Annotated in this window: 15 protein-coding genes, 1 pseudogene and 1 riboswitch; of the genes and pseudogenes, 2 read left to right on the top strand and 14 right to left on the bottom strand. The window is 44.0% G+C overall.

All coding sequences use genetic code 11. From position 1 onward, the window contains the following. Positions 1 to 75: 75 nt before the first annotated feature. The 4 genes from D3H55_RS23030 to D3H55_RS24695 form a co-directional block, all read right to left on the bottom strand. Positions 76 to 675: a response regulator transcription factor gene (locus D3H55_RS23030; RefSeq protein WP_119549665.1), complete on the bottom strand. Its 600-nt coding sequence runs from the start codon at positions 673 to 675 to the stop codon at positions 76 to 78. After that, positions 672 to 1,805: a sensor histidine kinase gene (locus D3H55_RS23025; protein WP_119549664.1), complete on the bottom strand. Its 1,134-nt coding sequence runs from the start codon at positions 1,803 to 1,805 to the stop codon at positions 672 to 674. Before D3H55_RS23025 ends, D3H55_RS23030 begins: the two co-directional genes overlap by 4 nt. Before the next feature lie 424 nt (positions 1,806 to 2,229). Then, positions 2,230 to 3,252, bottom strand: a complete 1,023-nt coding sequence (gene desA / locus D3H55_RS23020) for a Delta(5) desaturase DesA (RefSeq protein WP_119549663.1) — start codon at positions 3,250 to 3,252, stop codon at positions 2,230 to 2,232. Positions 3,253 to 3,281: 29 nt separating this feature from the next. After that, a complete protein-coding gene (locus D3H55_RS24695; RefSeq protein WP_168413241.1) occupies positions 3,282 to 3,458 on the bottom strand; it encodes a hypothetical protein in 177 nt (58 codons plus the stop codon). A 440-nt stretch (positions 3,459 to 3,898) separates the two neighbouring features. Here D3H55_RS24695 and D3H55_RS23015 point away from each other — a divergent pair, with 440 nt between their 5' ends. Further along, positions 3,899 to 5,320 (top strand): NAD-dependent succinate-semialdehyde dehydrogenase, encoded by a 1,422-nt coding sequence (locus tag D3H55_RS23015; protein ID WP_119549662.1) that lies wholly within the window; start codon positions 3,899 to 3,901, stop codon positions 5,318 to 5,320. Positions 5,321 to 5,487: 167 nt separating this feature from the next. On the opposite strand, the gene D3H55_RS25335 is transcribed toward D3H55_RS23015, so the two are convergent. From D3H55_RS25335 to D3H55_RS22995, 4 genes and pseudogenes are all read right to left on the bottom strand, one after another. After that, positions 5,488 to 5,610, bottom strand: coding sequence for a hypothetical protein (locus D3H55_RS25335; RefSeq protein ID WP_276310263.1), 123 nt, complete (start codon positions 5,608 to 5,610; stop codon positions 5,488 to 5,490). Positions 5,611 to 5,627: 17 nt separating this feature from the next. Beyond that, positions 5,628 to 6,572: a sensor domain-containing diguanylate cyclase gene (locus tag D3H55_RS23010; RefSeq protein WP_119549661.1), complete on the bottom strand. Its 945-nt coding sequence runs from the start codon at positions 6,570 to 6,572 to the stop codon at positions 5,628 to 5,630. Positions 6,573 to 6,586: 14 nt separating this feature from the next. Continuing rightward, positions 6,587 to 7,348: pseudogene (locus tag D3H55_RS23000) on the bottom strand (EAL domain-containing protein). Positions 7,349 to 7,442: 94 nt separating this feature from the next. Further along, a riboswitch (cyclic di-GMP riboswitch) is annotated at positions 7,443 to 7,527 on the bottom strand. Between the two features lie 79 nt (positions 7,528 to 7,606). Next, positions 7,607 to 8,347, bottom strand: a complete 741-nt coding sequence (locus D3H55_RS22995) for a DUF2161 domain-containing phosphodiesterase (protein ID WP_119549658.1) — start codon at positions 8,345 to 8,347, stop codon at positions 7,607 to 7,609. A gap of 169 nt (positions 8,348 to 8,516) precedes the next feature. Here D3H55_RS22995 and D3H55_RS24690 point away from each other — a divergent pair, with 169 nt between their 5' ends. Next, positions 8,517 to 8,687: a hypothetical protein gene (locus D3H55_RS24690; RefSeq protein WP_168413240.1), complete on the top strand. Its 171-nt coding sequence runs from the start codon at positions 8,517 to 8,519 to the stop codon at positions 8,685 to 8,687. A 136-nt stretch (positions 8,688 to 8,823) separates the two neighbouring features. On the opposite strand, the gene D3H55_RS22990 is transcribed toward D3H55_RS24690, so the two are convergent. The 6 genes from D3H55_RS22990 to D3H55_RS22970 form a co-directional block, all read right to left on the bottom strand. Continuing rightward, entirely contained in the window at positions 8,824 to 9,552 is a 729-nt protein-coding gene (locus tag D3H55_RS22990; protein WP_240628761.1) for a toast rack family protein, read from the bottom strand. 272 nt (positions 9,553 to 9,824) lie between these two features. Then, positions 9,825 to 9,974: a hypothetical protein gene (locus D3H55_RS24685; RefSeq protein ID WP_168413239.1), complete on the bottom strand. Its 150-nt coding sequence runs from the start codon at positions 9,972 to 9,974 to the stop codon at positions 9,825 to 9,827. A gap of 29 nt (positions 9,975 to 10,003) precedes the next feature. After that, positions 10,004 to 11,095, bottom strand: a complete 1,092-nt coding sequence (locus D3H55_RS22985; RefSeq protein ID WP_119549656.1) for a threonine aldolase family protein — start codon at positions 11,093 to 11,095, stop codon at positions 10,004 to 10,006. 79 nt (positions 11,096 to 11,174) lie between these two features. Next, a complete protein-coding gene (locus D3H55_RS22980) occupies positions 11,175 to 12,119 on the bottom strand; it encodes an alpha/beta hydrolase (protein ID WP_119549655.1) in 945 nt (314 codons plus the stop codon). Positions 12,120 to 12,684: 565 nt separating this feature from the next. After that, positions 12,685 to 13,731, bottom strand: coding sequence for a tRNA 2-selenouridine(34) synthase MnmH (gene mnmH / locus D3H55_RS22975; protein WP_119549654.1), 1,047 nt, complete (start codon positions 13,729 to 13,731; stop codon positions 12,685 to 12,687). Position 13,732: 1 nt separating this feature from the next. After that, the gene (locus D3H55_RS22970) at positions 13,733 to 14,308 is read right to left on the bottom strand and encodes a class I SAM-dependent methyltransferase (RefSeq protein ID WP_119549666.1); all 576 of its coding nucleotides are present in this window, start codon (positions 14,306 to 14,308) and stop codon (positions 13,733 to 13,735) included. Positions 14,309 to 14,583 lie beyond the last annotated feature (275 nt).

Raw genomic sequence — 14,583 nt, 5'->3', positions numbered from 1 at the left:
CGCCCTTTCCATTAAAGGAAAGGGCGTTTTTCTGCTTGCCAGGGGGTCTCGCATCATTCGGAGTGTGCCTCGCACTTATTTGAACCAGCCCTTCTCCTTTGATTGCGTAATGGCTTCGATTCGGTTTTTCACTTGAAGTTTGTCCAGTATTGCAGAGATATAATTTCGGACAGTCCCTGTCTTGATTCGGAGTTCATCAGCGATTTCTTTTGTATTCTTCCCATCCGCGACCAATTCAAGAACTTCAATTTCCCTCACAGTTAAGGGATTTCCTTCTCCGTAAGCATCTTCTATCAGCTCAGGGGCATACACCCGTTTTCCGGCCATTACGGTCCTGATGGAGTTGCCCAGGTCTTCACTCGGGCTGTCCTTTAACAGGTAACCGTTCACACCCGCCTTGAGTGCTCTCTGGAAATACCCGGCTCTTGCAAAGGTGGTAAGGATAATGACCTTGCAGCCAGTACCTTTAAGCTCTTCGGCGGCATCCAGTCCTGTCTTTCCGGGCATTTCAATGTCCATGATGCAGACATCAGGCTGGTGCTGCTGAACAAGCAGCAGGGCTTCATCGCCATTTGATGCTTTGCCCACAACTTCCATATCATCTTCCAAATCAAGTAATGAGCCAAATGCTCCAAGCAGCATCTGCTGGTCTTCGGCAATGACGATTTTAATCATATCATTTCCCCCTGTTCCTGTTTAACATCGTTTGGCACCGAAATAATGAGGGTGGTTCCCTCGTTCTTCACCAGCTTCAGGTCCCCATTGATGAATTCCAGTCTTTCTCTCATCCCCCTGAGACCATGGCCTTTCCGTTCACCTTCAGCCGGGATCCGGAAAACCCCATTATCCTTGATCACCATGGTGATTTCCTTCCATGATTGATCGATGGTTAATCTGCATTCCGTCGCCCCGCTATGCCTGATGATATTTGTGACCGCTTCCTTCAGGCACATACTAAGTATATTTTCAGTCAACAGTGAAACATTTTTCAGATCCAATTCCTTAACGCCGTCAAAGTCGATTTCAGCAGCCTTCAGGATTTTGGTTATTGTGATAAGTTCATCTTCAAGGCGGATGCCGCGCATCGAAGAGACCATTTTCCGGACCTCATTGAGGGCTGTCCTGGCCGTTTGCTGGACATCCTTCAACTCTCCTTTTGCGCGTTCCGGATCCTTATTGATCAGCTTGCCTGCCAGGTCACTTTTCAGGCCTATCAAAGACAGCTTCTGCCCCAGGGTATCATGGAGATCGCGTGCAATCCGCTGCCTTTCCTCCAGTTTTCCCAGTTCTGATATCCTTTTGTTGGCATCCTCCAGCTTCTCCTCCAATTGTCCCCGTTCCATCTTGTTATGGATGTTGAAAGGAAGCAATATCACACTGATCCAAATGATGATGACAAAAGGAAATTGCTTGATGAACAGAGCCTCTTCCTGGACAATCGTAATATTAATTGAAAGAGTCGTTGTGATCAGATGAGCAAAATACAGGATCAGAAAGGTCCTGCGTTCTTTGATGTTCCCGATATAGTGTGCAAGGAAAAACGCAAAGTACACATAACTGAACAACGATGTGGAAGCCGTGGATATCCCTATCAATATAAAAGTCCACAAATATACCAGCCAGCCCTTTGAAAAAAAGGCAATCTGATAAAACACAAAAAACAAGATGGTTAAAATTGTACCGCTGATCATGACGATCATGGATGAAGATTGAAAGATAAAGTAAAAAGGCAGAATGTATAAAATGAACCAAATATACGGGGAAATCCCGCTGTTGCGCTGAAATTCAAGATATCGTTTAAACATTAAAGAACCTCATTTTTCTTTACGGATTTTCTACTTTCATCTTAGCCTTTTTGTCAGGGGATTTCCAGAAAAGTTTTTTCAATCTATCGGTTCAGCAGCCGGTCCTGAGGGGTGAGATATGGGCAGTTTCGAAGATCATCTCTGATTCTTACGTTTTCTTTGCCTTTCCGTAGGGCTCTTTTCGTAAACTTTTTCGCTACAATATAAATTTCAAATAGTATCCTGGTATATCGCCGTAAAATCATGGTAAGCAGGAAAGAAAAGATCTGTACTTTCATTTTCGAATGTATTACCTCGGAATACAGGGGGAAAATCCGGCACTAGGGATTTTTCCAAAAACAAAAATTTTTACGAAACAGCCTTCCTTAAAGAAAACTCGATGATATACAATGCGATCCGGCCATTATAGCCGGATCGCATTTTCTCAGTCTGTCATTGGGATATTCTCTGAACTTTCTAACGACCTGATATCTTTGAAACGGACAAATTTCTTATTTGTTTCGTCCCACAGCTTGAACTTCAAGGAGCTCAAGCTTGTTGCAAGGGTGATGGTCGGAACATGCTGCAAGGAATCGCTGCTTTTGTGCGCCGCTTCAAGCTTATAATTAGGGACCCTTGGAGCAAGATGATGCACATGGTGAAACCCGATATTTCCAGTGAACCATTGCAGGATCCTTGGCAGCTTATAGAAGGAGCTTCCTTCAACGGCCGCCAGTACAAAATCCCACTCTTTGTTCTCCTCGAAATAGGAATCTTCGAAAGTATGCTGAACATAAAATAACCATATGCCCATGATACCCGCAATATAGAATATCGTTCCATGCACCAGCAGGAACGCCTGCCAGCCTGCAGTATAGCAAAGCACGGAAACGATGGCTGCAATCGCAATATTGGTCACATAAGTATTAATCCGTTCTTTCTTCCGTGCGCCTTTGCGATTAAACCGGTTTGTGATCAGGAATACGTAAACCGGACCCAGGCCGAACATAACAAACGGATTACGATAAAGCCGGTAAGAAACCTTCTTCCAAAAAGAGGCATCCTTATACTCTTCCACCGTCATCATCCAGATATCGCCTGTACCGCGTTTATCCAGATTAGAGCTCGTTGCATGGTGAACCGAGTGATCATGCTGCCACTGACGAAATGGAAACAGGGTGATGATACCGGTGATCGTACCGATAACCTCATTGGCTTTCCTTTTCTTGAAAAAAGAGTTATGGCAGCAATCATGAAAAATAATGAAGATCCGTGTCAATAACCCTGCACCAACAATACCCAATGCCAGTGTCAGCAGATACGAAACAGAAATGCACCAAAAGGCGGCTGCCCATACTGCAATGAACAAAGTGAGCGTAGTAACCAGTTGAAAGATACTCCTGGCCGTCTCGGAACCTTCAAATGGAGACACTTGCTTTCTTAACAAATTCATCTTGTGTTTAGTCATTCATCCTGAATTCCTTTCCTGTTTAATCTTTAACCTGAAAAATAAAAAAGAAAATAAATAATGGCATACATACCTGTCATGATCATAATATGACAAGTGTCATTGCTGTGGGGAACCATAGAAGAACCAAGAATCCACAGAACATTTTGCTTTGGTTCTCCATTATCATGAACAAAAAATCCCAGCTTTATTTCTATTTTTTTCAATTTGTTTTTTGGCTATTTGTAAGGCTGTTTTCGCATCTATTGTTGCTTACGGAGTAATCCCAGATGCCGGATTTTTCCCCTGTATTCAAAGGTGTTACTATCGAATAAGAATGAGCAGCTCTTTTCTTTCCTACTCACCGGGGTTTTTACGGCGATTTACCAGGACTCTATTTGAAATTTATAGTGAATAGCAACAAAGTTTACGAAAAGAGCCATTTGTAAAGAAGAAAAACAATTCAAAGCTGGTCCTTTTTTTCTTTAGGCATCCCCGCATATGCCTGGTTCAAACCGGCCATCTGCTGCAGGCACCAATCAGAACAAATTCACTTTACCCGCACCCTTTAAGAGTTAAAACACAAATTTGCCTGAACATATTCCTGTCAACACTCATTTCTTCATTGGTATAATGATGCTAACCATAAATTTCAGGAGGGATCGTCATGGAGAAATATTTGATGAGAATTAACGGTGAGGGAGCCGGAGACACCTTATCAACCATCGAAGTCACCAACCCAGCTAATTCAGCCATTATTGCCACTGTACCGAATGGAGGCAGGAATGAAGCTGCTGCAGCCGTGGATGCTGCAGCCGAAGCGTTCAAGGAATGGTCCCGCTGCTCCGCCTATGAAAGAAGCGAGCTGCTGTCGAAATGGCATGAGCTGATTGAGGAAAACAAAGAAGACCTTGCCAGAACAATGACTATGGAACAGGGTAAACCGCTTAAGGAATCCACCGGGGAAATGAACTATGCAAATGGCTTTATCTCGTGGTATTCCGAAGAGGGCAAGCGTGTATATGGTGAATCGATTCCTGCAACGCAAAGAAATAAGCGATTGTTTGTCCAAAAACAGCCGGTTGGCGTTGTTGCCGTTATCACTCCTTGGAATTTTCCGGCAGCCATGATCACAAGAAAAGTTGCTCCTGCTCTCGCGACAGGCTGTACCGTGGTCATCAAACCAGCTGAACAAACGCCGCTTACCGCCTTAAAAATGGCTGAGCTTGCCGAAAAAGCCGGCATACCAAAAGGTGTCATCAATGTAGTGACAGGAGATTCAAAAGAAATCGGCGAAACGTGGCTGTCCGACAACCGCGTCAGAAAATTGACCTTTACCGGCTCCACTGAAGTCGGCAAGCTTCTCATGAGAGGTGCGGCTGACACGGTAAAAAAAATCTCGCTTGAACTTGGTGGCCATGCCCCTGTAATCGTCATGGATGACTGTGATATCGATAAAGCAGTGGATGGTGTCATTGCAGCCAAATTCAGGAATGCCGGACAGACATGCGTCTGTTCCAATCGTATCTATGTCCATGAATCCATCCAAAGCGAGTTCACGGAGAAACTCGTACAAAAAGTGAAGCAGCTAAAAGTCGGCAATGGATTGGAGGAAGGAGTCGATATCGGCCCTCTGATCGATGAGTCTGCAGTTCAAAAAGTCAAGAATCATGTTGATGATGCACTTCAAGCAGGTGCAGTCCTTGAATACCAGGCTGAGACCAGCGGAGGATTATACTTTGGACCAACAATCCTCTCCAATGTAAAAGATCAAATGCTCTGCATGACGGAAGAAACATTCGGCCCGTTGGCACCGATTTCTACCTTTACGTCGATGGAAGAAGTCATTGCTCGTGCCAACGATTCCATCTATGGCTTGGCCGCTTATGTTTTCACTGAAAATATCACAAAAGGGATAACCATTTGTGAAGCCCTGGAATATGGCATCGTCGGATTGAATGACGGCCTTCCTTCTACACCACAGGCTCCATTTGGCGGATTCAAACAAAGCGGGCTTGGCCGTGAAGGCGGACACCATGGAATCGAAGAGTACCTCGAAATCAAGTATATATCACTGGGGCTAAACTAAAGCGCAAGTGCCTTGATCAGCCCCGACAGGCATAAGACGAATTCGGCGGGAAGGGTGCCCTTCACCCTTCTTGACGGATTGGCTTATGACCCCGAGGGGCTAGGCGCTGGAGCTGGATGAAACGAAAGCGCAAGCGCCTTGATCAGCCCCGTAGAAGACTTTGTTAGTTAGTGTACAGCCCCTTTTTCAACCTTGGCTGGAATAGAAGTCATCAATTTCACAAAACCATAAGTGAAAAAGGCAGAATCGCTCATTGAAATGACCGATTCTGCCTTTTCTAATATCTTCAAATTCTTCGTCTTTCATATCAATTCAATACTTTTTTCCTGCCCCTCTTCTCTTCGTACATACTTCTATCCGCTGAAATGTAAAGCTCGTTCATTTTTCCGAGTGAGGATGAACTGGACGCGTCCCCTATTGAAAGCATGATGTTGATATTTTTACTGGAGCGGTTATAACTTGCGATTTTCTGGCGGATGGCATCCTTCATTTCTTCCGGCCTATACTTGCCGGGATCTTTGATCAGAATGGCAAACTCATCTCCGCCGATCCGGGATACAAGGACATGTTCATTTTGCAGGGTACGGAGGATCTTGCTTGTTTCTTTTATCAATTCATCCCCTGTTCTATGGCCGTGGGTGTCATTATAATATTTCAGCTCATCCAGATCACAAAGCAGGAGAGCAACCGGATGATCCTTTGACTCATCCAGTAAGCTTGATTCATTCTCGAAGAACAGCCTGTTATACAGTCCCGACAATCCGTCATGATGTGCTTTGTAGACCAGTTCTTTTTGAAGCTGCATTTTCTCATCAATATTCCTGATGACACCTTGGATAGCTGTCATCTCACCATTTTTATAAATGGGAGTGGCGAATTCCTCGAAATATTTATAATTCCCCTCTGTATCTCTCCATCTTTGGACAATAGGCTTATTGTAGTCCCATTCGCCGGAAATTTTCTTTTCAAGTATGTCCCGGTCATCCGGGTGGATGATTTCCATGCATGTATCGGCATTGACCATGCTTCTGACCTGTATTCCCGACCCCAACAGACTGTCGATGGAGGGACTTAAATATCTGAACTTCAGCACAGGCTTCGTCTCACAATAGTAAATGATGTCCCGTGATCTCTCGACAAGCTGAAAGATCCTTTTTTCATTTTCTCTTGCTTCCGAATTTTTAATATAATCAAACGCTTTGAATAGTACGATCCCCGCTGCAATGCCCCCTGTTAACATCCATATCCCCATGGCGAACCTCCTTATTACAAGTTATAAGAAGAAATGATTTTTTTCAGATTCCTGCCGCAGTCTTCCAATTTCTCCGGTCTGCCAAGAAAGTACCCCTGGCCGAATTTGATTCCGAGGTCCTTGGCAGCAATAAGGTCCTCTTCCGTTTCAATGCCTTCCAATATAAAGCTTGTATCTCCCTGAGCAAAATCAACTATGGCCTTAAGCAGCCTCTGTTTTTTTGAGTCTGTTGACAGGTCCTGAGAAAAATAGCGGTCGAACTTTATGATTTACGGTTCCAGTTCAAGAACCATCTTTAATGAAGAGTTCCCTTTTCCCAAATCATCCATGGCAATCAAGAAGCCTCGTGATTTCAAGTCATGCAGAACTTTCCTGAATTTTGGGAAATCATCATTCTGCTCTGTTTCATTGATTTCCAGGACCACTTTTTCCGGAGGCAGTTCAACTTCGTCAAGAAGCTTATGTAAGAATTGGATGAAAAAAGGATGCTTGATGGTCGAGGGGTACAAGTTGACTGAAAGGTATGGAAAGCACTTGTTTTTCCGTGAAAAGTATTCATTAAAGACATTTATCGATCGCTTAATGGCGGCTGTATCCAGTTCATAAAGAATCCCCGATCTTCTGGCATGGTAAAACACCAGTTCAGGATTGGAATCAAAGTCACAGCGAAATAAGCTTTCATATCCCGCCAGGCTGCCGCTGTTAATCTCATAGACAGGCTGAAAGACATTCCAGAACTTACCTTCAGTAATTATATCTGACAGTGTTAAATTCATACTAAACTCCTATTCTCTGCGGTTATGAAGCAACTAGACGGAATGACAAAAAAGACCATCCCTCCCCGGAACAGTCTTTAAGACACGTAGAAAATCCGGCAGCTGGCTGGCATTGTCCTCAGACTTTAGCCCCTGTAGCTTTGCGTCACCGCCTTTCGACGGGTTTGCCCTTATCAAATTTAATTAGAAATTATTTACACTTTTATTATATAGGCATTTTTACCCTGAGGCAAGAATCCTACTACTGTATTCGCAAAATTATTTCGGCAAATCTCTCTGTTTCTTGTCGAACTCTCTCATATAATATTGGGTAAGCTCGGGATACTCCTGCAGCCCTTGTTTTCCTTTTTCAGTTATCTGATAGATTCCACGTGCGATCCGATCGAACCAATTGTAATAGTTTTTGCTTAGAATCGATTGGGTCTTATTGCCTGTACCCATCATGACCAGATCCTTGGGAGCAAGCGGTCCGGATTGCTTGAGATAACAGGCAATCTGTATACAGCTTTCTTTATATGCGGTCATGATTTTGGTTTTGCTGCTGCCCCCGATATTGTAGTCGGCACTTCGTCCTTCAATTTCTGCAAGGAGCCTGTTTCTCCTGCGGGTGCTTCCCTTTTTGCTCTTCCCAAGGTCGAATGGTTCAGGATGCTGAATGAATTGGGGTTTCGGAACCTTATTTGCAGCTGAAACAGTTATAAGGCCCAGTTCCAGCCTCCGGACCAGATGGCATATGTCCTTCCACCGTCTCGATCTCATATTTTTCGGCCGGGGGATCGCTATATAGACAAAATCTGTGAGCCTTTGCCGTTTAGTAGCCTGTATCAGCAGGTCGACGGTCAAATTGAGTTTCAGCTCCACGATGATTAAGTCATCTCCCTTAACCGCTGTTAAATCGCAGTCATTCACTTCTCCATTCACCTTATACCCCTCTTTGGCAAAGTGTTTTTGGATCGGCTTATATAGATCAGATTCCAGAATCTTTTTCTTTTCATTCATTGATAAAAACCTTTCTGCAATGTTTATGAATTTGGTCGATTAATAAGTTTAACCTTATTATAACGCACTTAGGGAAAGCCTGTAATGGAAGTCGGCGCTCTTTTCAGGCCGAATAGTTTCAGCGTACAGAAGGATAATAATCAGGGTTGATATAAAAGGAGGAGTTCCCTTGGTAAATAACAATGTAATGAAACGATTGTTGAAAAGTACAATTTTATCCACTCTATTCAGTTTTGTTGTCATATCACTGACTGTCGTTCATCACTTTCAAATCCGCGGGCTTTTAAAGGAAGTCCTTGAGAAGATAGATGGCGGCGGCAACAAGGAAAGATCTTTTTAGAAAACTTCTTTCCCTCCACAGATTACTTTGTCGGGCCCCCATCCGGTCTGCGCCAGGACATTACGGTATACTAGTATACAACTGTTAAAAACCAAAAAGCATCCAGTCCTCACCGGCCTGGATGCCATATTCCGTCCTATTCTAATTCAAAGTTCACTTCGCCAACACCTGTTTCAACCTTTACGGTGATGATGGTTTCTGCTGTATCAAAGGCATCATTCACATATATATTTTCCCCAGTGGATGTAAACCCTTCGAAGTTGGATGTTCCGAGCCCCTCTTCTGATTGGATTTGGACGCCTGCAGATTCCGGCAGAATGACAGTTGTCTCACCAACACCTGTATTAATATGAACATCGAAACTTTCTTTCCACTTCCCGCTGAGGTCAACCTCGACCTCTCCGACACCTGCATCCACTTTCAGGTCTGTCAGGTGAAGACCGCTTAAATCAAGATTCGTATCCGAGGCACCTGATTCTACACGAAGATCGATCGGAACCTCATTGGTTAGCTGAAGGTTCCAGTCGTTCTTGGTACTCCCAAGTCTTATGCCGCTGTTTCCCTTCTGTTTGACCACAATATCTCCCCTGCCATCGTGCAGGTCATATTTTACAACCGGCTCCAACTTTTCGTTATTATAGACGATATCCCCTGTAACCCACTCAGACGCACCGCCAGAAACGTTCAATTCCCCGGCTCCATGGCGTAAGTCCACTTCCAGCTCTTCAGCAGAATCCTTTTTCACATTGACATCATATTCACTGCCGTTTCCCTTCCCGAAAGTTACTGATTCAAACGGGCTGCATCCCGCAGAAATCACCAATACTGTACTTAACAAAGCACCGGCCAATAAGTGCTGCTTCATATTGTTTCCTCCCATCACTCTGTTTATAGTAGACTCTTTTCGTAAACTTTGTTGCTATTCACTAAAATTTCCAAATTTTATTCTGGTAAATCGTCGTAAAAACCCCGGTGAGCAGGAAGAAAAGAGCTGCTCGTTTTTGTTGAGAGTAAACCCTTTGAATACAGGGAAAAAATCCGGCACCTGGGATTTTTCCGAAAGCAACAATATATGCGAAAACAGTCTTATATTATCATCATAAACAAATAAGCAATTCGGTAAAACGCACCAGGGGATTAACTTTGACTAAGACCTGAGGTGTAGTGATCCATCTCCTGCCAAAGTAAAAGAGCGGCTTTTGCACCCGCCGCTCTTTCAAAAGGTTGTTGTCTTAATATATTGCTGCATTTTGAGGAGCTTTGGATAATCTCCATTTCATTTTTCAACTTGCTGAAAAGTTGCCAACAGAACCTTTCTACATCTGCTTCAGCCTGTCGTTCAGCAGTTGAAATGCTTCTTCCAGATCCTCTTTGGGAATGGTATCGTAGAGATCGCCTATACTCACTTCATAATAGCATGAGGAGTCACTGGTTTCCCGTAAATATCCGCTTAAGCCAACCCCTGTTTTTTCATACACTTCGATGAGGATTTCCTCGAGGGAATCTGCTGCCGCATCATAATGGACATGAAACATATTGGATACCGGCACTTCCGGCCTTGTAACCACTCTTGTACAGTTATTATAAAACTGAGCAAATTCACGTGCATTTCGATAATATTTCTCCATTTTCCCAGCTCGTTGATCCAAATAATGATCCGCACTGATGATATATGGATAAAGACTTATCAAATCACCGCCATGCCTCCTCTTCCAGACTTTTGATTTTTTGATGAAAGCCTCATCGCCCGCCAGTACCGCTCCGGCAATGCCGCCGATTCCTTTGTAAACGGATATATATACGCTGTCAAAGAGGGCACAGATTTCTGCTGCAGTCTTTTGATAGTATGGCAGGACTTCCAGCAGCCTGGCTCCATCAAGATGAAGAAAAATTCCTTTATCGCGGCAGTGGTCTGAAATGGATTGCAGTGTCCCAAAATCAGGAAGCTGGCCTCCGATTTCACGCTGAGGCAGTTCCAGCAGAATGGCGGCCGCTTCATCTTCCATCTCTTGGACATCCTCCAGTGTGATGATCCGGTCCTTATCTGCAAGTAAAACCGCCTCAATGCCGTGAAGCTCTTTCAGCCCGTCTTCTTCATGAATCTCCAGGTGGCTTAATGGATGGTATGCGACTTTTTTTGTCCCTTTTTCATCACACCAGATTCTCAAGGCAATCTGCTGGGCCATCGTGCCGCTTGGGAAAAATACCGACGCTTCTTTACCAAGCATATCAGCCATCTTTGTTTGAAAGTCTTCGATCACTTTTCCGCTTCCATACATATCGCTTTCCAGTTCGGATGGAACATGCTCAAAAGCTTCCTTGAGGACCCCGGCATTCCGATTTCCATGGCCATTTGTCTTAAATGATGTTTCTTTGAATGCCTGAAATAATGTCTTATTTTCGCTCATTATGTACATCTCCTTTTAGTGGTGGCTGGCACGGCCCGAAATATGCCTATGGAATTCGACATATTCCGGGGAGTGACTGTCACTCTTTTAAAAATGCTTTCAAGCGGCTCTGATACTCTTCCTCTGCAACCGTATAGGCCTCTGTATGTCCGGCTCCGGGAACGATCCACAGTTCCTTGTCGCTGGAAACAGCTTTATACAGGACATCGGCCATTTCAGTCGGTACCAGCTCGTCTTGATCTCCATGTATGATGAACAGCGGCCTCTCATTCTTTTTGACCTGCTCCACCGCGGATGCCTCTGCAAAGGTATAGCCTGCCCTTATCTTTGTCACGGCACTTGTAATGTCCATCAACGGGAATGCCGGAAGATGGTAAAGGTATCTTAATTGATGGGCAAGTTCTTCTTCGACCGTTGTATATCCGCTGTCCGCGATGATTCCTTTCACCTCGCCGGGCAGTTCTTCCCCGCTGGTCATCAGAACTGTTGCGGCACCCATTGAAAAGCCGTGCAGATAAATATCTTTTTCACCATAGTCATTGACCAATAGATTGATCCACTCCTGATAGTCCTTGCGATCATCCCAGCCATACCCGATATAGCTTCCTTCACTTTTCCCGTGTCCCCTCGCATCCGGCTTCAGAACATCATACCCGAGTTCATGATAAAACTTTGTAATGCCGGGCATCTGCTCGTTACTGCCTTTGTATCCGTGAGCCAAAATGACCGCCTTTCCTGAAGGTTCATCACTTTTCAGCAGCACCGCACTCAATTTGAGTCCGTCTTTGGACTTCACTTCCACCTCTTCGAAGGTCTGATCTTCTGTCCACTTCAGGACCTCCTCCAATTTACGCTGCTGTTCCTCTTCGTCCACCATGGCGCTTGCCGATTCTGATCCGCCATATAAATCTACCGCATCATGGCTTCGATTGATGGCAACGTTGTAAAAATAGTTGCCAGCTCCAATAAACAACCCCGAAAGGACGATGATGCCAATTCCGCCCCATTTTAAAAACCGCTTCATCTTCATTCCCCTTTTAAAAAATGGCTGTTTTCGCCTATATTGTTGCTTTCGGAAAAATCCCAGGTGCCGGATTTTCCCCCTGTAAACAAAGGGTTTACTCTCGAAAAAGAACGAGCAGCTCTTTTCTTTCCTTCTCACCGGGGTTTTACGACGATATACCAGGATATTAGTTGAAATTTATAGTGAATAGCAACAAAGTTTACGAAAAGAACCTAAAATATAGATCTACTAAACTACTATAACTGTTCTTTACATTTAATTACAGTATATTCAAAAAACTTGAGAACCTAAAGAAGAAGTGCCCGTCAAAGGATGGCAGCCGGCACTTCTTGTTCATTCTGTAATGTAATCGTTTATCAATGGCTGTTTTCGCATATATTGTTGCTTTGGGAAAAATCCAGGTGCTGGATTTTTCCCCTGTATACAAAGGTTTTACTCTCGAAAAGGACGAGCAGCTCTTTTCTTTCCTTCTCACCGGGGTTTTTACGACGATATACCAGGATATTAGTTGAAATTTATAGTGAATAGCAACAAAGTTTACGAAAAGAGCCTTATCAATACACCATCATCGATGGGCTTTCATACTTCTTTCAGGAAGAATTTCCAAGATTGCCTTCACTGCATCATCTATATCCTTTACCTCAAGAAAGATTTTTTGATCCTCTGGATACTGATTTGCCGAATGCTTATACTTTGGATCGTAATAATACTCGAGAAGCAGCGGCAGGGCATTTTTATAATCACGCCCTTCTACATATTCCTCAATTTCTTTGGCTGCCGGAGTATGGATATGCCTCTTGATCCGATTGAAAGCCGAAGTAAATTCTTCATGATGATCCTGTAATTTATATTCTTCAAGGATGTGCTTCACGCGCTGCTCCATCGGCATTTTTAAAATGATATGGGTTCCCTGTTCTTTTTTCTTAAGGAGATATTCAGGAACCATGACCTTGCCGATCCGCTTGCTTTCCGCTTCATAGATGACAAACGGGGCATCCTGCAAAGGAAGAGCCTCTTCCACAAGAAGGGAATCAAACTTCTTCTGATTGTTCGGAGCGGTGCCGATATGACCAAAAACCGATCCTCTGTGTCCAGCCATCCCCTCTAAGTCAAGCACCGGAAGCCCCTGCTCTTTTAAACGGTGAAGGATCATCGTCTTGCCAGACCCTGTACCTCCATTCAAAATAAAGGTCCTGCCGCCGAGGTTTAAATTCTCCAGTCTTTCCAGAGTCCATTGACGATAGGTACGGACCCCGCCCTGCAGCCTGGATGCCTTGATTCCCATCAGGTCCAGCATGGTGGCAGCCGACTTGCTTCTCATGCCGCCTCTCCAGCAGAAAACAACCTTTTCACCTTCGATTTGCCGAAATGTTTTGATAAAGTCAGGAAGTTTGTCTGAAAAAATTTCCAGCCCCCGATCTTTAGCAATTTCCGGGTTGACCTGCTTATAAAGCGTGCCGACCTCCGCTCTCTCTTCATCATTAAAGACCGGAATGTTGATGCTTCCGGGAATGGTCATCTCCTCAAATTCCGAGGGTGAACGGACATCGACAAAAGTGTATTTATTTCTGTCCAATTGTAATAATTCATCAATGCTTATATCTTTAAACACGTTAATCTACCTTTCTAGTGGGAGCAATTACTTCCAAACTGTAAATTAGAAACTTCTCATAGACATTTCCAGGAAGGGGGATTTCCCTTTTCAATTGAAAAGCCGTCTTGTTTTCCAGAAAAAAGACATAATCTTCAGGTGCATAGTATAGTATCAGCTGTATATCCCGGCTTTCTTCCTCAAAAGAATGCACTATATTATTTATGACGTTAATGAAAATCTGAATGGAAAATGGATTAAAAAAATAGAAAACATTGTCTCTTGGATGAATGGCGTAATCCTGGGCTAGGCTGTTCTCGAATATAATCCTGCTTTCACTGAAACCAAACACACCCAGATAGCTGTTCTTGTTTTCATTGGCCACATGGTAGTAAAATTCGTTCATTTCCACTCCGACAACCGTCGGCTGAAACCGATGGTGCACATAAAAATTCAACCTGCCGGTCCCGCAGCCAAAATCCACAATTCTGTCCGTTTGTTCAAGTTCAACATAATCAAACAATCGTTCCAATACTGGATAAGGAGTTGGCTCATAGCGGTTATAATGCTGCGACTCATAAGAGGCTTTTTGAACCATCTCTGTTTTGATATTGAGCAGCTTATCATTCAACAACGACCTTCACCTCTCCATATGCCTTCTATTATATCATCAATCGTTTACTCAAGAATTGAATCTGCTCTTAAAAAGGAGCAAGAAAAAGATGGAATAACCTAAAGCGGAACCGCCTTGATCAGCCCCGACAGGCATTAGACAAGCCGGCGGGAAGGGGGCCCTTTTCCCTTCTTGAAGGATTGGCTTATGACCCCGAGGGGCTAGGCGGTGGAGCTGGATGACCTAAAGCGGAACCGCCT

The organism is Bacillus salacetis, from assembly GCF_003581585.1.
Lineage (GTDB): Bacteria > Bacillota > Bacilli > Bacillales > Bacillaceae_B > Rossellomorea > Rossellomorea salacetis.
This window is presented reverse-complemented; position numbering and strand designations above follow the sequence as displayed.

Excerpts from the sequence above, each read along its gene's own strand:
- D3H55_RS23030 (WP_119549665.1), bottom strand. The coding sequence starts at position 675 with ATGATTAAAATCGTCATTGCCGAAGACCAGCAGATGCTGCTTGGAGCA.
- D3H55_RS23025 (WP_119549664.1), bottom strand. The coding sequence starts at position 1,805 with ATGTTTAAACGATATCTTGAATTTCAGCGCAACAGCGGGATTTCCCCG.
- desA (WP_119549663.1), bottom strand. The coding sequence starts at position 3,252 with ATGACTAAACACAAGATGAATTTGTTAAGAAAGCAAGTGTCTCCATTT.
- D3H55_RS23015 (WP_119549662.1), top strand. The coding sequence starts at position 3,899 with ATGGAGAAATATTTGATGAGAATTAACGGTGAGGGAGCCGGAGACACC.
- D3H55_RS23010 (WP_119549661.1), bottom strand. The coding sequence starts at position 6,572 with ATGGGGATATGGATGTTAACAGGGGGCATTGCAGCGGGGATCGTACTA.
- D3H55_RS22995 (WP_119549658.1), bottom strand. The coding sequence starts at position 8,347 with ATGAATGAAAAGAAAAAGATTCTGGAATCTGATCTATATAAGCCGATC.
- D3H55_RS22990 (WP_240628761.1), bottom strand. The coding sequence starts at position 9,552 with ATGAAGCAGCACTTATTGGCCGGTGCTTTGTTAAGTACAGTATTGGTG.
- D3H55_RS22985 (WP_119549656.1), bottom strand. The coding sequence starts at position 11,095 with ATGAGCGAAAATAAGACATTATTTCAGGCATTCAAAGAAACATCATTT.
- D3H55_RS22980 (WP_119549655.1), bottom strand. The coding sequence starts at position 12,119 with ATGAAGCGGTTTTTAAAATGGGGCGGAATTGGCATCATCGTCCTTTCG.
- D3H55_RS22970 (WP_119549666.1), bottom strand. The coding sequence starts at position 14,308 with ATGGTTCAAAAAGCCTCTTATGAGTCGCAGCATTATAACCGCTATGAG.